We start from the raw sequence: 21,772 nt of genomic DNA, 5'->3' as shown, positions 1-21,772 counted from the left end.
ACTTCACTTTCGGGACAAGTGAACAGACGGACTCGGTCGCCGCCGGCGGCGGTCAGGCAAGCGTGAGGAAGAGCTTCTCGAGTTCCTCCTCGGACAGCCGGTCGGAGCAGGTGCTGTCCTTTTCGTCGAGAACGCATTGACGCAACTGAGCTGCGACGATCTTGAAGCCGGCTCGGTGTAGGGCATGCGAGACCGCGGCGAGTTGGGTAACCACGTCACGGCATTCCCGACCGGATTCGATCATCGTGATCACCCCAGCGAGTTGCCCCTGCGCCCGACGGAGTCGGTTGAGCACCAACGCGGTCGACTCGGCGGCGATGGCGGATTCTGTGGTCATTTATCGACCTGCCTGTTCGGAGTTGTGTCCATAACTGGAGCACTCATGGTTGGTGTGGTTTTCCAATATCGCCCGGCTCATCGGGTACCGCCTTTCTCGGCGGGGTTGCCGCTGCGCAGCCACGCACCTGTCCCACCGGCGACCGAGACGGCGCGGCGGCCGGCGCTGCTGAGAATGTCGGCACCGTACAGGCTGCGGTTTCCCGAGGCACAGATCACGTAGACCATGTCTCCGTCGGGGACCTCGGCAACCCGGGCGCTCAACTCACCGAGGGGGATCCACTGCGCGCCAGGCACATGCGCCTGCACGTACTCGTAGTCCTCTCGCACGTCGACCACCGGCGCACCGGCCTTCCACGCGTCGGCGAAGGTGGCGATGTCAATTTCCTTCACTGCAACTCCTCTGGTCGTATCCGGCCCTCTTCGATCAATACCCCTTGGGGGTACTTGACATACCCTAGGGGGTATATGCCAAACTGTCCATAGCAAGCCCCGAGAAATCGACCCCATGGAGGAAAACGCGATGATTCTCGAGCAGTACTACATCGAGTGCCTGTCGCATGCGTCGTACCTGATCGGCGACGAAAGCACTGGCCGCGCAGTCGTAGTCGACCCGCGCCGTGACGTCACCGAATATCTTGACGACGCACAGCGCCTGGGCCTGACCATCGAGGGTGTGATCAACACCCACTTCCATGCCGACTTCGTATCCGGGCATCTGGAACTGCTCGATGCGACCGGCGCGTGGATCGGTTTCGGTGAAGCCGCAGAGGCCTCCTACCCGATTCGCCGCCTTGTCGACGGCGAGCACCTTTCCCTCGGCGAGGTCGACCTGGAAATCCTGTCCACCCCAGGGCACACCTGGGAATCGATCAGTGTGCTGGTGCGTGAGCATCCCGACGCCACCCCCACTGCGGTTCTCACCGGAGACTCGCTGTTCATCGGCGATGTCGGCCGCCCCGACCTGGTGAACATCGGCGACAGCTCCACCTCGGATCTGGCCAAGGCGATGTATCACACGATCCACGAGAAGCTACTGACCTTGCCCGATACGGTGACGGTGATGCCCGCGCACGGTGCCGGTTCATCCTGCGGAAAGAACTTGTCCGAGGAGCTGACCTCCACCATCGGCGAACAGCGGGCTACCAACCCGTCGGTGCAGCCGATGACCGAGGATGCATTCGTGGCGTTGGTGATCGACGGTCAGCCGGCGGCGCCGTCGTACTTCTCGGTCGATGCCGGGTTGAACAAGACGATGCACCCGTTGCTCGATCAGGCCCGCCTCATTCCGGAACAGACACCCGGCCAGGTTCGAGCCGAGCTCGAGGCCGGTACCCGGGTGCTCGATGCCCGCAGCGTCGACGACTTCGCCGCCGGACACCTGGAGGGCTCGGTCAACGTCGGTTTCGACGGCCGGTTCGCTGAAACCGGTGGCATGGTCGCCGAGGTCGGAGAGCGCATCGTGCTGATCACCTACCCCGGTGAGGAGCAAGACGCGGCACTGCGGCTCGCCCGGATCGGCTCGGACAATGCTGCGGGCTATCTCAACATCGGTACCGACGGAGTGTTCCCGACCGAGCTCGCCGATCTGGTGCGCATCGCGCCGCGCACCACCGTGCAGGAGTTGGACCACCTGCTGGCCGCCGACGCGGTCACCCTCGTCGATATCCGAAACCCGGGTGAACGTGACTCCGGGGTCATTCCCGGGGCGATCGCGGTCCCGTTGGCGCAGTTGCGGGTTCGGCTCGAGCAAGTACCTACCGACCGGCCGATCGTGGTGCACTGCGCCGGCGGGTGGCGATCGAGTGTGGCGGCGTCGCTGCTGCGCGCGCAGGGCTTCGAGCGGGTCAGCGATCTCGTCGGTGGCTACAACGAATGGGCCGAGGCGCACGTCCCGGCCTGACCGACTCGACAACATCCCTATTACACGTCAGCGAAAGGACCACCTCGTGACCACCACAGATCTCACCGCCGCGGACTTCGAATCCACCGTCTCCGGCAAGGGCATCGTCATCGTCGACTTCTGGGCGGGGTGGTGTGGCCCATGTCGGGCGTTCGCTCCGACTTTCGAGAAGTCATCGCAGGCACACCCCGATATCGTGCACGCCAAGGTCGACACCCAAGCGGAACAGCAACTTGCCGGTGCCGTCGGTATTCAATCCATTCCCACGCTGATGGCGTTCCGCGACGGTGTGCTCGTCTACGCCCAACCCGGAGCCCTCCCCCAAGCCGCCCTCGAGGACTTGATCACCCAGATCAAGGGACTCGACATGGCTGCAGTCCACGCGAAACTCGCCGAGCAGAAGGCGTCTACGAACGCCTAGGTGTCGGTAGCGCAAACGAGGCAAGAAGCGCAGCTCACCCCGGGGCGGTGAGAGTGCGGTGTTCGGGAAGAACCGAACCCATTAAGCCCTGGGGGGTATACATTGAAGCACGTAACTGCGATGCAGCGATCCCCCCAGTGCTCGCCCCATGCCCGCAGCACCCACCCGTCTAGAGAGTTCGCATATGAGCCAGAACAAGCCCGGCGACGGTCTTTCGACGCCAACGAAACCGCCGCAGAATGCGAGCGGTGCACTGCCCTCGACACTTGGGGGCCCGATGGCGCATCTGGGCGCAGCCATGGCAACACACGCCAAATGGGTATTCGCCGTCTGGGTGATCGTGCTTATTGCCTTGGGCGCGGCGGCCCCGAGCGTCTTCAGCTCACTGGCCGGCGCTGGCTGGCAGGCCAACGGTTCGGAATCGGTTCAGGTACGCGAGCTCGCCGAAGAACACTTCGGCGGTAACTCATCGGCCGCTGTCCAGGTGGTAGTGCACTCGGACACGCTGCTGGTCAGCGATGCCCCGATGCAGGAGACGGTTGCCGAGGCCACCACCATATTTGCATCGGATCCGCGATTCGGTGAGATCGTTCCGCCGCAGCCGGGAATGTCGATCAGCCCCGACGGACACACCGGCATCATGATCGCCGGCGCGAATGCCAGCACCGACGACATGGTGAAGGCGGTCGACGAACTCAAAGACGAACTGACCGCACTTTCGGGTGACGGCATCGAGGTGTATCCGACCGGATCCTCCGCTCTGTGGAGCGACTTCAACAAAGCCAACCACGATGCCATGATCAAGGCCGAGATGATCTCGTGGCCGGTGACCCTGGCGATCATGGTGCTCGCCTTCGGCTCCCTCGTCGCCGCTGGATTGCCACTACTGCTGACCATCGCAGGCCTGGTGGCCTCGGCTGGTGGTCTCGTGCTCCTCAACGAGGTGACCCCGATCTCGGTGTGGGCGATGAACTTCGCGATGATGTTCGCCCTCGCCCTCGGCATCGACTATGCCCTGTTCATCGTGGCCCGCTTCCGAGATGCGCTGAGCAAGACCGCCGACACGCGGGCTGCGGTGGCCGAGACCATGGACACGGCCGGCAAGGCGATCGTCCTCTCCGGGATAACAGTGCTGGTGAGCCTATCCGCCGTACTACTCGTCCCAGCCCCAGCGGTACGCACGATGGCCGTAGGGATCATGCTCGCCGTGTTCTTCGTCCTGGCCGCCTCCATGACCCTGCTCCCGGCGGTGTTGGCGAAGCTCGGAAACAAGGTCAACGCCGGCGCACTCCCCTTCGCCAAGCGTCAGAAGCACCGCTCCCCGAAGTTCGAGGCGTGGGGCGAAATACTGCACAAGCATCCGTGGCCCTTCGCGATCGGCGCGCTGTTGGTGCTGGTCGCTCTGGCCCTGCCGGTCATGGGTCTGAAGGTCGCCATGCCATCGATCGAGGTCGTCCCAGAAGACGCCCCGGTCCGCCAGGGTTACGCCCTGGTCCAGGAGCAGATGGGTGAAGGCGCACCCGGCATGCTGCAAATCATTGCTCCGGCGGCCGACGCCGAGGCGACTGCAACCGCCGCCGCCGGCACCGAGGGGATCGCCATGGTCACCCCGCCGCAGCCTGCCCTGGACGGCACCGACTACGTCATGCTTCAAGCCATCCCGAACGTCGATCCCTCGGATGAGCAGATGGGCACCATACTGTCGCAGCTGCGCGCGGATCTGCCCGACAGTGCGCTGGTCGGTGGTGCACCTGCCGAGAACCTCGACCTACAGCAGGCGCTCAACGACTACTTGCCGGTCATCGTCGCAGTCATCCTCGTCCTCGGGTTCCTGCTGCTTCTCGTCGCTCTGCAAGCACCACTGATCGCGCTCATCGGCACCCTGGTGAGCCTGCTCTCGACCGCGGCGGCGTTCGGTGTCGCAAAGCTGATCTTCCAGGACGGTGTCGGTGCGAGCCTGCTCGGATTCGAGCCTCAGGGCTTCCTCGACGGCTGGGGGCCGGTGTTCTTCTTCGCGATGATCTTCGCGATCGCGATGGACTACACCGTGTTCCTGCTCTCCACCGCCAAGGAACACTACGAAACATCCGGCGATCCGGACGTCGCGCACATCATGGGACTCGCACATTCCGGGCGGGTGATCCTCGCCGCGGCGGCAGTGATGGTGGCGGTGTTCTTCACCTTCGCACTGTCGGAGCCGTTGCCCCCGAAGGAGATGGGCATCATTCTCGGTGTCGCGGTGCTGCTCGACGCGCTGTTGGTTCGACTGATCCTGCTGCCGGTAGCCCTGAGCCTGACCGGGCACGCCGCCTGGTGGTCCCCGGCATGGCTACGCAAAGCGCTGCCGAGCATCACGTTCTCGCACGGTTGAGTCGGGCGTGACTGCGGATCGCGGGCAGCCTGCGTGCAGGTGATCTTCCTTCGCTGAGCCTCGGAAAAGGCGGTGACCCGGAACCGTGTCCCACAAGATCCTCGTCGTGGACGACGAACCGAGCATCCGCCGGTTGCTGCGCGGCTATCTGGAGGCAGAAAGCTTCGCTGTGTCCGAGGCTACGACCGGTAGCGAAGCACTCGCCCTCGTCCGGTCGGGCCGGCCGGATGTCGTCCTCCTCGACGTCCGGCTGCCCGACCTGGGCGGTATCGAGGTACTACGAGAGATACGAAGCTTCTCCGATGTGTTCGTCCTGCTGGTGACCGCTCGGTCGGACGAGGTGGACAAGCTCGTGGGCCTGGCAGTGGGCGCCGACGACTACATCACCAAACCGTTCAGTCCGCGGGAAGTCGTCGCTCGGGTGCGCACCGTGTTGCGCCGATCCCGCGGCGCCGAACCCGCGGCCACACGTCTGGTTTTTCCAGGATTGGTCGTCGACGCCGACGCACGTCAAGTGACCGTCGACGGTCACCATGCCGATGTCACCGCGCTCGAGTTCGATCTGCTCAGCGCGCTGGCCCGGACGCCGGGACGCGTCTATTCGCGCCGCCAACTCCTCGAGAATGTCTGGGACGGCGACTTCTTCGGCGACGAACGCGTTGTCGACGTCCATATCCGCAGCATCCGCCGCGCTCTGGGTGACGACGCTGCGGCGCCGCGTTTCATAGGTACGGTTCGCGGGGTGGGGTACAAGTTCCTTCCCCCCGCCGGAGAATTGCGGTGAGCGCCCTCGTGCGGAGCATGTCGGGCCGGTTGTTCATCTCCCACCTGGTGGTCGCGCTGGTGGGCTCACTGGTCACGTTCATCGTCGTCCGGGTCTCCGCCCCCGCTTTGTTCGACGAGGAAAGTCGCAGACTCGGTTCCGGTCAGGCGCGCGGTGGTGGACAATCGCCGTTGCGCGGCGTCGTGGCCGATGCCGTCACCACCGCGCTACTGCTCGGTGTGCTCGCCGGAGTCCTCGCGGCCGCAGTTCTGGGTTTCGTGGCGTCCCGGCACCTGCTCCGGTCACTGCGTTCGGTGCGCTCCGGTACCCGCGCCATCGCTGCGGGCAACTACCGGCATCGAATCGAGCCCCCGGGCGAGCGGGAACTGGCCTCGGTCGCCGCCGACGTCAACGACCTCGCGACCCGGCTCGCCGATACCGAGGCCCGCAGGGTGCGGTTGCTGGCGGAGGTTGCGCACGAGATGCGAACACCGCTCACCGTGATCGACGGCTATGTGGAGGGGATCATCGACGGCATCTTCGATTCGTCCGAACTCGGCCGGATCGAACCGGAGGTCCGGCGCCTACGCCGGCTCGCCGACGACCTGTCGACTCTGTCGCGGGCCGAGGAGGACCGTCTCGATCTCCAGTACGCGGAGTTCGACCTGTCCGGTCTCGTCGAACATGTCGCCGCCCGGATGCGCCCGCAGTTCGATGACACGGGCCTGGCGCTCACTGTTCGGCTACCGTCCGGTCGTATTTCGGTGCGGGCCGATCCTGATCGGATCACCCAGGTTCTGACGAACCTTCTCGGCAACGCGCTGATCGCAACGGACTCCGGTGCAGTGACCATCGATGTCGCCGCCCGCAGTGACGCCGCCGTGATATCGGTGACCGACACCGGCGAGGGTCTGGCGGCCGGCGATCTCGAGCGCATCTTCGAGCGTTTCTATCGCGTCCCGGCGCGCCGCCGCGTCGACCAGGATCCGGGGTCTGGGATCGGCCTGACGATCAGCAGGGGAATCGCCCGTGCCCACGGCGGTGAGCTCTCCGCGAGCTCCCCCGGCCGCGGGCACGGTGCCACCTTTACCTTGCAGTTGCCTTATTCGGCCGCACCATGACCCTGGCGGTCATGGCCGTTCCCGCCCTTTCCCTCGTGACCCTGCCCGGCCCGACTTCCGCGGTCACCGACGACGTGCTGTTCCCCCGATGCCGCACCCTCGAATGCCCGTAAGTGGTTCTCGGAACCCTTGCGCAGCTTCTCGTATACGCGATCGATCGCATCCTCGTCGCTGACCTCCATGGCGCTCGTCAGACCGGAGATATCGGCGGCTTCGAGTTCCGCTCCGGCGGCATAGGCCGCCTCGACCGTGGCCAATCCTTGGGCGAGCCACGCGTCGTACTGCTGCTGGAGTTGGGGATCTGCGTAGACACCCACCGCCAGTCCAGCTGACGGGTCCGGTACACCGTACTGCTCGAGCAGTACCCCGACTGTGTCGTAATGGCGTTGTTCGCTGGTCGAGATGTTGTCGAAGATCTGAACCTGCCACGCGTCGTGGAACTGTCGGTACAGGTCGCGGGCCATTCTCTCCTCTTCCCGCATCAGAGTCAGATCCGAGCGCTCCTGCTCGGAGAGCGATTGACCGGTCTGCGAAATCGGAGTCGGCTGTGCCGACACCGTCGCCATACCGAATCCGGATACACCGATTGCCGTCGCTGCAACAACCGCACTTGCTGTCTTCTTCCAAAGTCTCATTGCCGAGACCACCCTTTCTCTCACCCTCGAGTCAACAGCGGTCCCGTGAAATACCCTGGTGGGTTTGTGTGAAGATTCGATGAGGACGGTGCAGTCAAGGACGAGTTTTGACTGGAGACGCAAGTCACCTCTTTTCTTATCGTCGCAGGTCAGCGCAATAATCGAAAGCGAATTCAGGGCCGTACAATAGAAGGGATTATCAAACAAAAAGGGGAGCTAATTTTGACGCCAAGGGTAGCGATTTTAGGAGCAGGCCCGAGCGGACTCGCACAATTGCGAGCATTCGAATCGGCAAGATCATCCAGTCCCGAAACAGTACCCGAAGTGGTGTGCTACGAAAAGCAAAAGAACTGGGGCGGCATGTGGAATTACACATGGCGCACAGGTCTCGACGAAAACGGCGAGCCAGTCCACGCCAGTATGTACAGATTTCTTTGGTCCAATGGCCCGAAAGAATGCCTCGAATTTGCCGACTACTCTTTCGAGGAACACTTCGGCCGCCCGATTCCGTCGTATCCGCCTCGCGCAGTTCTGCAGGACTACATCATGGGCCGCGTCGAGCAGAGCGACGTGCGCAAATACATTCGCTTCAACACCGCCGTCCGGTGGGTGAGCTACTCGCAGGAGAGCGAAAAGTTCACGGTCACGGTGATGAACCACGACAGCCACGAACTCGAGTCGGAGCAATTCGACTACGTCATCGTCGCCACCGGGCACTTCTCGACGCCCAATGCGCCGCAGTTCGAAGGTCTCGACCAGTTTTCGGGACGGGTGTTGCACGCCCACGATTTCCGGGACGCTCGCGAGTTCGCGGGTAAACGCCTACTGCTCGTCGGCAGCAGTTATTCGGCCGAGGACATCGGCACACAGTGCTACAAGTACGGGGCAACCGAGGTCACGTTCAGCTACCGATCGGCTCCGATGGGACACGATTGGCCCGAAGCATTCTCCGAGGTGCCACTCCTGGAACGTCTCGACGGCAATGTCGCGCACTTCAAGGACGGAAGTACCCGTGAGGTGGACGACATCATCCTCTGCACCGGCTACCAGCACAATTTTCCGTTCCTGCCAGATGAGCTGAGGCTGCAGACCAAGAACCGCCTCTACCCGCGCGACATCTACAAAGGAATCGCGTTCCAGCAGAACCCGAAACTGATGTATCTGGGCATGCAGGACCAGTACTTCACGTTCAATATGTTCGACGCCCAAGCTTGGTATGCGCGGGACGTCATTCTCGGCCGTATCGAGCTTCCCGATTTCGACGTCCGAGAAAAGGACATCGATGACTGGCGGGGCAATGAGGAAATCCTCGTCACGGCGGCAGACGAAATCGACTTCCAGACGGCGTACGTCCGCGATCTCGTCGATCGCACGGACTATCCAGAATTCAACGTGGAGAAGCAGGGCGAGCTTTTCAAGCAGTGGAAGCGCGACAAGAAGAACGACATCATGGGATACCGAAATTCGAGCTACGCATCCACGCTGACCGGAACGATGGCGCCCCCGCTGCCCAGCGATTGGCTGCATATTCTCGACGATTCGTCGGAGTCATTCCTGAAAAACGACTTCTCGATGTCGACCGCGAGCCTCGACATCTCAGGGGTGGCGGTTTCCTGATCTCGGACGACTCGAACGGCAGCGCGCACCGATCACGCCAGCTTGGTCATCCAACCGTGCGTGTCGGCGAAAGTGCCGCGTTGAATACCGGTCAAGGTGTCCCGCAGCGCAAGGGTGATCTCACCGGGCTCACCGTCGGCAATTCTGAATTCGCCGTCCGTGGACTTCACGCTGCCGACAGGGGTGATCACGGCCGCGGTACCGCAGGCGAAAACCTCGGTGATCTCGCCCGACTCAGCTTTCTTCTGCCACTCCTCGGTGGAGATGCGGCGCTCTTCGACGGGAATCCCGGCATCGGTCGCAAGGGACAGTAGCGAGTCGCGAGTGATGCCGGGGAGCAGGGACCCCGACAGCGACGGCGTCACCAGTCGAGCATCGGATCCCGAGCCGAGCACGAAGAAGAGATTCATCCCACCCATCTCCTCGACGTACCGACGCTCGATTGCGTCGAGCCACACGACCTGATCGCACCCCTGATCACTGGCCTGGGCTTGAGCGAGAAGCGAGGCGGCGTAGTTGCCTGCGAACTTCGCTGCGCCGGTGCCGCCGGGCGCTGCACGCACGTATTCGGTGGACAGCCACACGCTGACCGGTTTGACCCCGCGCGGGAAGTACGCCCCCGCCGGGGAGGCGATCAGCATGTATCGGTAGTCGTCGGCGGGCCGGACTCCCAGTCCGGCCTCGGTCGAGAACATGAACGGGCGAAGGTACAGCGCGTCTTCACCGCCGGCTTCGGGGATCCAGTCATGATCGACCGCGATGAGTTGTTCGATCGAGGCAATGAACAATTCCGCAGGCAATTCGGGCATCGCAAGTCGACGAGCCGAGGTCTGGAACCGCTCGGCGTTGGAGCTCACCCGAAACGACGCGATGTCGCCATTCGGCTGCCGGTAGACCTTCAATCCCTCGAAGATCGCCTGACCGTAATGCAGCACCATCGCGGCCGGGTCCAGCTGAATCGGCCCGTACGGCGCGATGGTCGGGTCGTACCAGCCCTTGTCGGCGGTGTAGTCGATGATCGCCATGTGGTCCGTGAAGAACTTCCCGAACCCCGGCGCAGCCAGTACGGCGTCCCGGGCCTCCGACGGCGCCGGAGAGGGATGCTGCACACGGGTGAATTCGGGGACGCCTGTCATGGGGTGGATCCTATCTAACGAGAGTGCACTCACTTGGTATTGACCGATACGAACGGCGGCGCGACGATCTCGCACCTGACGGCACGCCCGCGAACATCGACCTCGACGATGTCTCCCGGTGCCAACGCCGAATCGGTGTCGACCAGCGCCAGCGCGATCCCGACGCTGAGCGAGGGTGAGAACGTCCCCGAGGTCGTGACGCCGACCGGTGCACCGTCGCGCGAGACGGTCTGCCCTTGCCTCAGGACGCCGCGGTCGAGTGCTTTCACGCCGCGAAGCTGACGGGCCGGACCGGCTTCCTTTTCCGCGAGGAGTGCGTCCTTCCCCCAGAATGCAGGCTTCTTCCAACCCACGGCCCAACCGCACCGCGCTTGCAACGGAGTGATGTCGAGCGACAACTCGTGCCCGTGCAACGGGTATCCCATTTCGGTACGCAAGGTGTCACGGGCACCGAGTCCGGCTGCCTGACCGCCCGCGGCAGTGACGACCGCGAGAAGCTCGCGGAAGAGCGCCTCGGAATCGGCCCACGGGGCGATCAACTCATAGCCGTGTTCCCCGGTGTATCCGGTCCGGCACACGCGAACCGGGATCTCACCCCACCGAGCGTCCGCGAAAGCCATGTACTCCATGTCCACTGGCAGACCCAGCTGTTCGACCACGGACTGTGAACTCGGACCCTGCACCGCGAACACGCCGAAGTCGCGATGCTGGTCGACTATTCGCACTTCGGCCGGCGCATGCGCGGTCATCGCCGCGACAACTGCCGCCGTGTTCGCCGCGTTGGGTACGAGAAACACTTCCTCGTCGCCGACGAAGTATGCAATGAGATCGTCGACGACGCCGCCGGTTTCTGTGCAGCACAACGTGTACTGCGCCTTGCCCGGACCCACTCGACCGAGGTCGTTGGTCAGCGAGGAGTTCACGAAGGCCGCCGCGCCGGGGCCGAGGATCGATACCTTGCCGAGATGGCTGACATCGAAGAGGCCGACGGTGCTCCGAACTGCCTTGTGCTCGGCGACGACGCCGGCGTACGAGACGGGCATCTCCCACCCGCCGAACGGAGCGAATGTCGCTCCCAGTTCCGCGTGAACGACGTGGACGGGTCCGCGAAGAAGTTCCTCTGCACTCATATCGAGCAACGCTAGCGGAGATCGGCAGCCGTTGAACGAATCACCTCCGGGTCCGGTCACTACGATCGATTCGACCGACACAATCGATCCCCATCAGGAGCTGCCCCGTGCCTTCGACTTCACCCCGCACCCTCGGACCCGAGCTTGTGCTGGCCGGCCGCCTCGGAAAGGACGTCGACGTACTCGTCGTCGCGTTGAGCACCAGCGAGGACGGGCTCGAGCTCGTCATCACCGACGACATCTCCGATGATGCGCTGGCCTCGGAATTGCTCGACTCGTTCGAGGCGGTCGGTGCAACCGGCAAGGCCGACGAGCTCACCCGCATTCCAGCCCCCGCGGCCCTCGATGTCGGCAGCGTCCTCGCTGTGGGTCTCGGCAAGTCCGCGGACATCGACACCGAACGCATCCGACGTGCGGCAGGCACTGCCGCGCGAGCCCTCGCGGGAACGTCGACTGCGGCAACCACGCTGTCCTCCCTCGACCTGGGCGCAGCCGCCGAAGGATTCTTCCTCGGCGCCTACACCTTCACCGAATTCAAGTCCTCGCTCTCGGCCCCCGGGCCCGATGCTGGTCCGCTTGCTCGTGTCGAGTTGCTCGTCGCCAGTCCTCGATCCCGTGAGGCCAAGGCCGAGCTGGTGCACTCGACGGCAATTGCCGAATCTGTGGCCATTGCACGCGATTTCGTCAACACGCCGCCGAGCCACCTCTATCCGGAAGCCTTCGCCGCACGCGCGAAGGAGCTGGGCACAGCGGTCGGCCTGAACGTCGAGATACTCGACGACAAAGCTCTGGAAAAGGGCGGGTACGGCGGAATCCACGGCGTCGGAAAAGGGTCCGCGCGCCTGCCCCGACTGGTCCGGATGACCCATTCCGGTGGCAAGCGGAAGGGGAAGAAGGTCGCTCTGGTCGGCAAGGGCATCACCTTCGACACCGGCGGAATCTCCATCAAGCCCGCCGCCGGCATGGAGAACATGACCTCCGACATGGCCGGCGCCGCCGCCGTGGTCGCCACCGTCATCCTCGCCGCCAAGGTAGGTCTGGCGCTGGACGTCGTCGCCACTGTCCCGATGGCCGAGAACATGCCGTCGGGAACGGCCCAGCGTCCCGGGGACGTGCTGACTCAGTACGGCGGAATCACCGTCGAGGTCATCAACACCGACGCAGAGGGCCGCCTGGTACTGGCCGACGCCATCGTCCGTGCCTGCGAGGACGATCCCGACTACCTCATCGACACCGCGACGCTGACCGGCGCACAGGTTGTCGCGCTCGGCAACCGGACGCCCGGTGTCATGGGCACCGACGAGTTCCGCGACCGTGTGGCGGCCATATCACGGGCCGTGGGCGAAGATGGCTGGGCAATGCCCTTGCCGAGCGAAATTCGACGCGAGTTGGACTCGAAGGTGGCCGATCTGGCCAACGTCACCAACGGCCGGGCCGGCGGCATGCTGGCCGCGGCACTGTTCCTGAAGGAGTTCGTCGCCGAGGGTGTCCAGTGGGCGCACATCGATGTGGCGGGACCGGCGTACAACACCTCGGGCCCGTTCGGATACATCGGCAAGGGCGGTACCGGTGTGCCGGTGCGCACGATGTTCGCCGTTCTGGAGGACATCGCCGAGCACGGATAGGCGCCTCCGGCGCATGTGAGTGGAAGTACATAGCCCGCTATGTACTTCCACTCACATGGGGGGCGAAGCCGCTACTCGGCGGCCCGGCGCTTGAGGATCTTCTGTCGTGCGTCGTAGTCCCTCATGCGCTGGGGATAGCGGGTCTTGCGCACGTCGTAGACGGGAATCTTCAAGTCGGGTCCGAGCTTCTTGAGGTCACGCTCATCGACGGCGCGCCGAGTCCACTCGCCGTCGTTCGCCACCAACACCACGGTGACGGGAGTGACCGTCGTCTTCGGCTCCACGTATGCCTCTACACCGATTCGAGCTGCCGTCCAGTCGGCCAGGTACTGCGCTGTGGAACCAGTTTTGGCTCCTCGGCTCTTGGCGGTGCGTCGCGCGAAGCGATCGAACAAACCCACAATCGAACTCCTGTCGTCGGTACGTGAAGACTGATGTCGTCGTTCGCACGGGCGGTGTTACCGACCAGTTTGCCAGTACGGCAGCTGCCCTCGGGGAACGCGCGAAGCCCGGAGATGGAAGGATGATCGTCGAGGGTCCAACTCTCTCGTTGTCGAGAAAGAATTGCCGATCGTTTCGAAAGGGTTCCACGTGATTGCTGTGTTGCGCCGCAATTCGTGGAGTTCGTCATTCCTCGGCTCGACGCGGGCTTCCGCACCTCGGACTCCCGCAGCGCTGACGATCGCAATTAACGCAAGTATCGTCCGCGAACCTTGCAACGCCAGCACAATGGTCGTTGCCGACGCCTGGTCTCACGACCACAAGTCGTAAGAACTGAAAAATACCCGCACACAACTTGTCGAGGAGTCAACAGACATGGCCTTCTCCGTCCAGATGCCAGCTCTTGGTGAGAGCGTCACCGAGGGAACTGTCACCAGGTGGCTCAAGCAGGAGGGCGACACCGTCGAGGTCGACGAACCCCTGCTCGAAGTATCGACCGACAAGGTCGATACCGAAATTCCATCTCCCGTCGCTGGTGTTCTGACGAAGATAGTGGCCCAGGAAGACGACACCGTCGAGATCGGTGGCGAGCTGGCTCAGATCGGCGATGCCGACGACAACTCCGGTGACTCGTCCGACTCCGCACCGGCCGAGGAAGCATCGAAGTCCGAGCCGGCAGACGAGCCGACTCCCGCGGCCGAGCCCGAGCCGCAAGCCGAGCAGGAAGCTCCGGCCGAGGACGCTGCTCCCGCGCAGTCGTCGAGCAGTTCGAGCTCCAGCGGATCCGGTACTACGGTGAACATGCCCGAGCTGGGCGAGTCGGTCACCGAGGGAACCGTCACGCGTTGGCTCAAGGCCGTCGGTGACGATGTCGCGGTGGACGAGCCCCTGCTCGAAGTATCGACCGACAAGGTCGATACCGAGATACCGTCTCCCGTCGCCGGCACCCTTCTCGAAATCAACGCCGAAGAGGACGACACCGTCGCCATCGGCGGTCAGCTGGCCGTCATCGGATCCGGCGCGCCCGCCGAGAAGGCGCCCGAGCCGCAGAAGGCACCCGAGCCCGAAAAGGCGCCTGAGCCGAAAGCCGAGGCGCCGAAGCAGGAAGCCCCGAAGCAAGAGGCCCCCAAGCAGCAAGCCCCCAAGCAAGAGGCCCCCAAGCAGGAAGCCCCGAAGCAGGAGGCCCCCAAGCAGGAGTCCTCGGGTGACTCCACGCCGTACGTGACCCCGTTGGTGCGCAAGCTCGCCGCGGACAACGACGTGGACCTCGCGAGCGTCAAGGGCACCGGCGTCGGCGGGCGCATCCGCAAGCAGGACGTCCTCGCGGCAGCGGAGGCCAAGAAGGCACCCGCACAGACAGCGGCGCCGGAATCGGCTCCGGCGGCAGCAAAGGCACCCGCGGCAGCCACGGCCGGGGTTCGACCCGAGCTCGCACACCTGCGTGGCACCACGCAGAAGATCAACCGCATCCGTCAGATCACCGCCAAGAAGACTCGCGAGTCGCTGCAGTCCACCGCGCAGCTCACGCAGACCTTCGAGGTCGATGTGACGACGATCGCCGCGCTGCGAAGCAAAGCGAAGTCGACTTTCCAGAAGAACGAGGGCGTCAATCTGACGTACCTGCCGTTCTTCGCGAAGGCCGTCGTGGAGGCGCTGAAGGCGCACCCGAACGTCAACGCGAGCATCGACGAGGACAAGAAGGAAATCACGTACCACTCCGGTGTCCATCTCGGCATCGCCGTGGACACCGAACAGGGCCTCCTCTCCCCCGTCATCCACAACGCGGGAGACCTGTCGCTGGCTGGTTTGGCTCGCGCCATCGCGGACATCGCATCACGTGCACGCTCGAACGGCCTCAAGCCCGACGAGTTGTCCGGAGGCACCTTCACCATCACCAATATCGGTAGCCAGGGCGCGTTGTTCGACACCCCGATTCTGGTTCCACCGCAGGCGGCAATGTTGGGCACCGGCGCCATCGTCAAGCGGCCCGTCGTCGTCAAGGACGGTGCGGGCAACGAGTCCATCGGTGTTCGTTCGATGGTCTACCTGCCGTTGACCTACGACCACCGCCTGGTCGACGGCGCGGATGCGGGTCGCTTCCTCACCACCATCAAGCAGCGGCTCGAAGACGCTTCGTTCGAGGCAGATCTGGGTATCTGAGACAGCCGCCGGTCCCGCGTTTCTGTATCGTGAAGTTGCAGACACAACGCGACCGGGCCCTGCGTGAATCGGGGTGAATGCACATCGGTCGGGGCACCATTCGCAACGCGAATGGTGCCCCGACTCTGTCGAGGAGGCTGTCGGATTCATGCGAGTCGTCATAGCAGGTTCGTCCGGTTTGATAGGTACCGCGCTCGTGGCGTCGCTACGCAGCAAAGGCCACGAGGTCGGCAGGTTGGTTCGTCGCGCTGCCGCAGGGCCGGACGAAATCCGATGGGATCCACCCCAGGGCGAACTGGACGAGCGCTCGCTGCGCGGCACCGATGCCGTGGTCAATCTGTGTGGTGTCGGAATCGGCGACAAGCGCTGGTCGGGTGCCTACAAGCAGCTGGTGCGCGACAGCCGCATCACGCCGACCGAAGTCCTGGCCGACGCATGCGCACGGCTCGACGTTCCGACACTCGTGAACGCAAGCGGCGTCAACTATTACGGCGACACCGGTGATCGCGTCGTCGACGAGTCCGGTGCCATGGGTCAAGGGTTTCTGGCCGAGGTGTGTCGCGACTGGGAGAACGCCACTGCGGCAGCCTCGACGGCAGGTGTGCGCACGATCATGTTGCGCAGCGGCGTCGTGCTCTCCTCACGAGGCGGCATGCTCGACAAGCTGCGGCCGCTCTATCTCTTCGCGCTCGGTGGCCGACTCGGTAGCGGTCGCCAGTACTTTCCGTGGATATCGCTCGAGGACGAGATCGATGCCATCGTGCACGGAATCGAGAACACCGATGTTTCCGGTCCGGTCAACATGGTCGGCCCGGCGCCGGTGACCAATGCTCAGTTCAACAGCGCGTTCGCGCGGGCCGTCAAGCGGCCCGCACCGTGGGTGGTACCCGGGTTCGCCCTGCGCGCGATCATCGGTGAATTCGCCGAGGAGGCAATCCTGACCGGTCCGCGCGCAATACCGAAAGTCCTCGAGGACACCGGGTTCGTCTTCACCCACAACACCGTCGGAGAGGCACTGAAGGCGGCCGTCGGTCGCTGACTTTTCGGCGGTCGCGAGCAACGGCGTAACGTTCTCGCGTATGACTGCTGGGATCTCCGCGCGGGAGAGTTCGGAACCGATCGTCGTCGAGCAGATCGGACGGATCGAGTACCTCGAGGCGTGGGCGCGTCAGCGCGAACTTGCCGACATGCGCGCAGACGGGCAGGGTCGGGACACGCTCCTGTTGCTCGAACACCCGTCGGTGTACACAGCGGGGCGACGCACGTCCCCGGAGGACCGCCCCTCGGACGGAACACCCGTCATCGAGGTCGACCGCGGCGGAAAAATCACCTGGCACGGCCCCGGCCAACTCGTCGGCTACCCGATCGTTCGGTTGGCGCAACCGATGGACGTGGTGCAGTACGTCAGACGTATCGAAGAAGCCTTGATCTCGGTGTGCACCGACCTCGGAATCGACTGCGGCCGCATCGACGGTAGGTCGGGAGTGTGGCTGGCGTCGGAACCACGCGACGGGAAGTGGTTGCCGGAACGCAAGATCGCGGCCATCGGCGTGCGGGTGCAGCGTGGCGTGACGCTGCACGGCTTCTCCCTGAACTGCAACTCGTCGACGTCGGGATTCGACGCAATCGTGCCCTGCGGAATCGCCGACGCTGGCGTGACCTCACTGTCGAGTGAACTCGGCCACGAGGTCACGATCGAGGATGTGAGCCCTGCCGTCTCGGCGGCCGTGCTCGCGGCCCTCGATGGTGATATGGAGGTCACCGAACACCCTGTTGCGCGAGTCGAAACCGCCGGAGCGGCGAGCAACCCGCAGTTCACGACGATGAAGTTCGGCGCGTAGCATCGACGAGGTGACTGTGGCACCTCGAACATCCCCCGACGCCGCGCCTGCAACCGGGTCATCCCCCGACGCTGCGCACGCCGCCAGCCATTCCTCCGACCCCGCGCTCGCACCGCCCGGACGGAAGTTGCTTCGGCTCGAAATTCGCAATGCGGAAACCCCGATCGAACGCAAGCCCAACTGGATCAAGACCAAAGCCAAGATGGGTCCGGAATACACCGAGCTCAAGAGCTTGGTCAAACGAGAAGGCCTGCACACGGTCTGCGAGGAAGCCGGTTGCCCCAACATCTACGAATGCTGGGAAGACCGCGAAGCGACCTTCCTCATCGGTGGCGAGCAATGCACCCGCCGATGTGATTTCTGCCAGATCGACACGGGCAAGCCCGACGCACTCGATCGCGACGAGCCGCGGCGGGTCGCCGAGAGCGTTCAGGCGATGGGCCTGCGCTACTCGACCATCACCGGGGTCGCCCGCGATGACCTGGACGACGGCGGCGCCTGGCTGTACGCGGAAACCGTGCGATACATCAAGAAGCTGAACCCGAATACCGGCGTCGAGTTGTTGATCCCGGATTTCAATGCGAAGCCGGACCAACTGGCCGAGGTGTTCTCTTCTCGGCCGGAGGTGCTCGCACACAACGTCGAGACGGTTCCGCGGATATTCAAGCGGATACGACCGGCGTTCCGATACCAGCGATCGATGGATGTCATCACCGCTGCGCGCGAGGACGGCCTCGTCACCAAATCCAACCTGATCCTCGGCATGGGCGAGACTCCCGAGGAAGTTCAGGAAGCGATCCGCGACCTGCACGAGGCAGGATGCGACATCCTGACCATCACGCAGTACCTGCGTCCGTCGCCGCGACACCACCCAGTCGAGCGGTGGGTCAAGCCCGAGGAGTTCGTCGAGCACTCCGACTACGCCACCGAGGTCGGTTTCGCGGGCGTCTTGGCCGGCCCGCTGGTCCGCTCGTCCTACCGGGCGGGTCGCCTCTACGCACAGGCCATGCAGCATCACGGCCGTGAACTCCCCGAGAGCATGAGCCACCTGGTCGACGGTGGCGAAGCATCGCAGGAGGCCAGTTCACTGATGGCCCGTCTGGCCGCACGCTGACCGAGGTTCGCCGCAGGGCGAACAGGCGCGGTGCCGAGGAGCGTGGCCACGGGACGTATCCTGTGAGGTATGGCGAACGGCAGTAAAGCTGGCAAGGCAGGCAAGCCCAGCAAAGAAGCAAAAGCGGCCGCGAAGGTAGCTCGCAAGAAGGCATCGAAGGAACGGCGCAGTCAGCTGTGGCAGGCGTTCCAGATGCAGCGCAAAGACGACAAGTTGCTGCTGCCGCTGATGATCGGCTCGATCGTCGGCATCGCGCTGCTGTCCTTCCTGATCGGCATGATCCTGGGCATCGAATGGTTCGTGCTGCCGTTCGGTCTGGTGCTCGGTGTGCTCGTGGCGTTCATCATCTTCGGTCGGCGTGTACAGAAGTCCGTCTACCGCAAGGCGGACGGCCAAGCCGGCGCTGCGGCGTGGGCGTTGGACAACCTCCGCGGTTCATGGCGGGTGACCAACGCGATCGCCGGAACCACGCAGCTCGACGCAGTACACCGCGTCATCGGCAAACCTGGCGTCATCCTCGTCGCCGAGGGCGCTCCGCAACGCGTGAAAGCACTTCTGGCGCAGGAGAAGAAGAAGACCGCCCGACTGGTCGGCGACACGCCGATCTACGACGTCATGATCGGGAACGGTGAGAACCAGATTCCCTTGTCCGGCCTGCAGAAGTATCTGACCAAGCTGCCCAAGAACATCGATACCAAGCGCATGGACACCATCGAGTCGCGCCTGTCGGCGCTGGGCACCAAGGGCGGCCCGGCCATGCCGAAGGGCCCGATCCCCGGAGGCGCGAAGATGAAAGGCGTTCAGCGCACTATCAAGAGGCGCTGATCTCGCTGGGTGCGTATGCGCTAGCGCATACGCACCATGGCAGTTCCTGTCGCGCGATCGTGCATGCCGCGTCCGTCGTGATCGGAAATCACGGCCGGGAAGACGAAGAGAAGAAAGAACGTGCGGACCAATGCGCGAAGGAACCCGACGCGTGCCGACACGTCCACCCGAGCAACCTGAATACCCATGATGAATTGACCGGGTGTGAACGAGAAAACGCTCACCGCGGCGACGCCGGCTACGAACCACACCAGCAACGTGATGGTGGACATCGACTGCGGAATCGTGAAGGTGTTGACGATGAGCGCGGAGATCCCCATGGCCATCAGCCAGTCGATCAGCAGCGCACCGGTGCGGCGGCCGAGCCCGACGAGAGCCCCCGGGCCGGTGGACGGCAGTCCGAGCAGTTCTCCCGGGTAGTTCTGCTCGGTGCCGTCGTCTTCATGGGCGGCGTTGGGTCCGGACAACCAGGAGCCTGTCATTCGTGCCATGGGTACCAGGATAGGCGTCGGAGGAACGGCGGCGAGCGGCCGTCACCGTAGTGTGTGCGGTGGAGCACGACGATCTGTGTGCTGCACGACGCAGAACAACTCGTCGCTCCGGCAAGGTCTGCCAGAGGCGCGACGCGTAACACGGGCGAAACACAACCTTGACTGGCGGGCAACACCAAGTCCATAACGTGCTGGTCGACGGACTCAACAAAGGAGTAACAGCGTGGCTTTCACCACGGCCGAAGAGGTCATCAAGTTCATCGCCGACGAGAACATCGAGTATGTGGATATCCGATTCACGGATCTCCCCGGCATTCAGCAGCACTTCTCGATCCCGGCGTCTGCGTTCACGCAGGATGTCTTCGAAGACGGTCTCGCGTTCGACGGTTCTTCCGTCCGCGGTTTCCAGTCGATTCACGAGTCGGACATGATGCTTCTTCCGGACGTGACCACGGCCCAGGTCGATCCGTTCCGCGCAGCGAAGACACTCAACGTCAACTTCTTCGTTCACGACCCGTTCACTCGCGAGTCGTACAGCCGTGACCCCCGCAACGTGGCACGTAAGGCCGAGGAGTACTTGGTCTCCACCGGCATCGCGGACACCGCCTTCTTCGGCGCCGAGGCCGAGTTCTACATCTTCGACTCGGTTCGCTACGACTCCGGCATCAACGGCGCATTCTACGAACTCGACTCCATCTCGGGTTCCTGGAACACCGGCGTCGAGACCAACGCAGACGGTAGCCCCAACCTCGGCTACAAGGTCCGTCCCAAGGGCGGCTACTTCCCCGTCGCACCGTACGACCACTACGTGGACTTGCGCGACGAGATCTCCACCAACCTTCAGAACGCAGGCTTCGAGCTCGAGCGTGGCCACCATGAGGTCGGCACCGGCGGACAGCAGGAAATCAACTACAAGTTCAACACGCTGCTCGCAGCTGCTGACGACCTGCAGCTGTTCAAGTACATCGTGAAGAACACTGCATGGAAGAACGGCAAGTCCGCCACCTTCATGCCGAAGCCGCTTTTCGGTGACAACGGCTCGGGCATGCACGTCCACCAGTCCCTGTGGAAGGACGGCAAGCCCCTCTTCCACGACGAAGCCGGCTACGCCGGACTGTCGGACCTGGCTCGTCACTACATCGGCGGCATCCTGCACCACGCGCCGTCTCTGCTGGCGTTCACCAACCCGACCATCAACTCGTACCACCGTCTGGTGCCGGGCTACGAGGCCCCCATCAACTTGGTCTACAGCCAGCGCAACCGCTCCGCAGCTGTGCGTATCCCGATCACCGGCAACAACCCGAAGGCCAAGCGCCTCGAATTCCGCGCGCCGGACAGCTCGGGCAACCCGTACCTGAACTTCGCTGCGCAGATGATGGCCGGCCTGGACGGCATCAAGAACAAGATCGAGCCGCAGGCACCGGTGGACAAGGACCTCTACGAGCTTCCGCCGGAGGAGGCCAAGAACATCCCACAGGCTCCTACGTCGCTCGACACGGTCATCGACCGCCTCGAAGCCGACCACGAGTACCTCACCGAGGGTGGCGTCTTCACCACCGACCTGATCGAGACGTGGATCTCGCTCAAGCGTGAGCAGGAAATCGCTCCCGTCAACCTCCGTCCGCACCCGTACGAGTTCCAGCTCTACTACGACGTGTGATCTAGCACCTAGCTCACCTCACCGCCCCGCCGATCTTCGGCGGGGCGGTTTTGTGTGTACAGAAGGTAACGAGTACTCGAATCAAGGTTTACTTCCACCTGCATTGCGCAACTCTCGAACAGACGTACTGCACGTATCCGCGAAACAGGCGGTGGTGAACTCGACTCGAGGGTGGGATTTCA

The 21,772-nt window shown here is 63.8% G+C and carries 20 protein-coding genes; 13 read left to right on the top strand and 7 right to left on the bottom strand.

Translation table 11 applies throughout. The features are described from left to right. Positions 1-52: 52 nt before the first annotated feature. Together J1M86_RS10100 and J1M86_RS10095 are read right to left on the bottom strand one after the other, a co-directional pair. Positions 53-337, bottom strand: coding sequence for a metal-sensitive transcriptional regulator (locus tag J1M86_RS10100; RefSeq protein ID WP_075840511.1), 285 nt, complete (start codon positions 335-337; stop codon positions 53-55). A gap of 77 nt (positions 338-414) precedes the next feature. Beyond that, positions 415-729 carry a rhodanese-like domain-containing protein gene (locus J1M86_RS10095; RefSeq protein WP_075840509.1) on the bottom strand — a complete coding sequence of 105 codons (315 nt, stop codon included), beginning with the start codon at positions 727-729 and terminating at the stop codon, positions 415-417. A 130-nt stretch (positions 730-859) separates the two neighbouring features. Between J1M86_RS10095 and J1M86_RS10090 the strand changes: the two genes are divergently transcribed. The 5 genes from J1M86_RS10090 (at position 860) to J1M86_RS10070 (ending at position 6,915) form a co-directional block, all read left to right on the top strand. Beyond that, positions 860-2,239, top strand: coding sequence for a rhodanese-like domain-containing protein (locus J1M86_RS10090; RefSeq protein ID WP_206509698.1), 1,380 nt, complete (start codon positions 860-862; stop codon positions 2,237-2,239). A 46-nt stretch (positions 2,240-2,285) separates the two neighbouring features. After that, the gene (gene trxA, locus J1M86_RS10085; RefSeq protein ID WP_206509697.1) at positions 2,286-2,660 is read left to right on the top strand and encodes a thioredoxin; all 375 of its coding nucleotides are present in this window, start codon (positions 2,286-2,288) and stop codon (positions 2,658-2,660) included. Positions 2,661-2,937: 277 nt separating this feature from the next. Beyond that, a complete protein-coding gene (locus J1M86_RS10080) occupies positions 2,938-5,031 on the top strand; it encodes an MMPL family transporter (RefSeq protein ID WP_230556082.1) in 2,094 nt (697 codons plus the stop codon). Between the two features lie 85 nt (positions 5,032-5,116). Beyond that, positions 5,117-5,815 (top strand): response regulator transcription factor, encoded by a 699-nt coding sequence (locus J1M86_RS10075; protein ID WP_206509695.1) that lies wholly within the window; start codon positions 5,117-5,119, stop codon positions 5,813-5,815. Beyond that, positions 5,812-6,915, top strand: a complete 1,104-nt coding sequence (locus J1M86_RS10070; RefSeq protein WP_307786587.1) for a HAMP domain-containing sensor histidine kinase — start codon at positions 5,812-5,814, stop codon at positions 6,913-6,915. Before J1M86_RS10075 ends, J1M86_RS10070 begins: the two co-directional genes overlap by 4 nt. On the opposite strand, the gene J1M86_RS10065 is transcribed toward J1M86_RS10070, so the two are convergent. Next, entirely contained in the window at positions 6,897-7,550 is a 654-nt protein-coding gene (locus tag J1M86_RS10065) for a DUF2202 domain-containing protein (protein ID WP_206509694.1), read from the bottom strand. The genes J1M86_RS10070 and J1M86_RS10065 overlap by 19 nt on opposite strands. A 222-nt stretch (positions 7,551-7,772) precedes the next feature. Between J1M86_RS10065 and J1M86_RS10060 the strand changes: the two genes are divergently transcribed. After that, entirely contained in the window at positions 7,773-9,167 is a 1,395-nt protein-coding gene (locus J1M86_RS10060; RefSeq protein WP_075840503.1) for an NAD(P)/FAD-dependent oxidoreductase, read from the top strand. 32 nt (positions 9,168-9,199) lie between these two features. On the opposite strand, the gene J1M86_RS10055 is transcribed toward J1M86_RS10060, so the two are convergent. Both J1M86_RS10055 and gcvT read right to left on the bottom strand, forming a co-directional pair. Further along, the gene (locus J1M86_RS10055) at positions 9,200-10,303 is read right to left on the bottom strand and encodes a branched-chain amino acid aminotransferase (protein WP_206509693.1); all 1,104 of its coding nucleotides are present in this window, start codon (positions 10,301-10,303) and stop codon (positions 9,200-9,202) included. 29 nt (positions 10,304-10,332) lie between these two features. Next, entirely contained in the window at positions 10,333-11,433 is a 1,101-nt protein-coding gene (gcvT, locus tag J1M86_RS10050; protein WP_075840682.1) for a glycine cleavage system aminomethyltransferase GcvT, read from the bottom strand. A gap of 107 nt (positions 11,434-11,540) precedes the next feature. Here gcvT and J1M86_RS10045 point away from each other — a divergent pair, with 107 nt between their 5' ends. Further along, on the top strand, positions 11,541-13,058 hold the full coding sequence (locus tag J1M86_RS10045; RefSeq protein ID WP_075840502.1) for a leucyl aminopeptidase: 1,518 nt from the start codon (positions 11,541-11,543) through the stop codon (positions 13,056-13,058). Positions 13,059-13,129: 71 nt separating this feature from the next. Here J1M86_RS10045 and J1M86_RS10040 read toward each other — a convergent pair whose 3' ends face one another. Continuing rightward, positions 13,130-13,459: an oxidoreductase gene (locus J1M86_RS10040; RefSeq protein ID WP_075840500.1), complete on the bottom strand. Its 330-nt coding sequence runs from the start codon at positions 13,457-13,459 to the stop codon at positions 13,130-13,132. 415 nt (positions 13,460-13,874) lie between these two features. Between J1M86_RS10040 and sucB the strand changes: the two genes are divergently transcribed. From sucB to J1M86_RS10015, 5 genes are all read left to right on the top strand, one after another. Continuing rightward, complete coding sequence (gene sucB / locus J1M86_RS10035; RefSeq protein WP_206509692.1) at positions 13,875-15,659, top strand: 2-oxoglutarate dehydrogenase, E2 component, dihydrolipoamide succinyltransferase; 1,785 nt, start codon at positions 13,875-13,877, stop codon at positions 15,657-15,659. A gap of 148 nt (positions 15,660-15,807) precedes the next feature. Further along, complete coding sequence (locus tag J1M86_RS10030; protein ID WP_206509691.1) at positions 15,808-16,698, top strand: TIGR01777 family oxidoreductase; 891 nt, start codon at positions 15,808-15,810, stop codon at positions 16,696-16,698. A 40-nt stretch (positions 16,699-16,738) separates the two neighbouring features. Then, on the top strand, positions 16,739-17,500 hold the full coding sequence (lipB, locus tag J1M86_RS10025; protein WP_075840498.1) for a lipoyl(octanoyl) transferase LipB: 762 nt from the start codon (positions 16,739-16,741) through the stop codon (positions 17,498-17,500). A 127-nt stretch (positions 17,501-17,627) separates the two neighbouring features. Further along, entirely contained in the window at positions 17,628-18,614 is a 987-nt protein-coding gene (gene lipA / locus J1M86_RS10020) for a lipoyl synthase (protein WP_075840681.1), read from the top strand. Between the two features lie 69 nt (positions 18,615-18,683). Next, positions 18,684-19,439, top strand: coding sequence for a DUF4191 domain-containing protein (locus J1M86_RS10015; RefSeq protein ID WP_075840496.1), 756 nt, complete (start codon positions 18,684-18,686; stop codon positions 19,437-19,439). A gap of 20 nt (positions 19,440-19,459) precedes the next feature. Here J1M86_RS10015 and J1M86_RS10010 read toward each other — a convergent pair whose 3' ends face one another. Continuing rightward, the gene (locus J1M86_RS10010; RefSeq protein WP_206509690.1) at positions 19,460-19,930 is read right to left on the bottom strand and encodes an RDD family protein; all 471 of its coding nucleotides are present in this window, start codon (positions 19,928-19,930) and stop codon (positions 19,460-19,462) included. A gap of 223 nt (positions 19,931-20,153) precedes the next feature. On the opposite strand from J1M86_RS10010, the gene glnA reads away from it, so the two are divergent. Further along, positions 20,154-21,590, top strand: a complete 1,437-nt coding sequence (glnA, locus tag J1M86_RS10005; RefSeq protein ID WP_075840492.1) for a type I glutamate--ammonia ligase — start codon at positions 20,154-20,156, stop codon at positions 21,588-21,590. Positions 21,591-21,772: the final 182 nt, after the last annotated feature.

This window comes from Rhodococcus sp. KRD197 (assembly GCF_017168235.1).
Taxonomy (GTDB): domain Bacteria; phylum Actinomycetota; class Actinomycetes; order Mycobacteriales; family Mycobacteriaceae; genus Rhodococcoides.
Note: the sequence above shows the minus strand (reverse complement) of the source record. Positions and strands in the feature narration are given on the sequence as shown.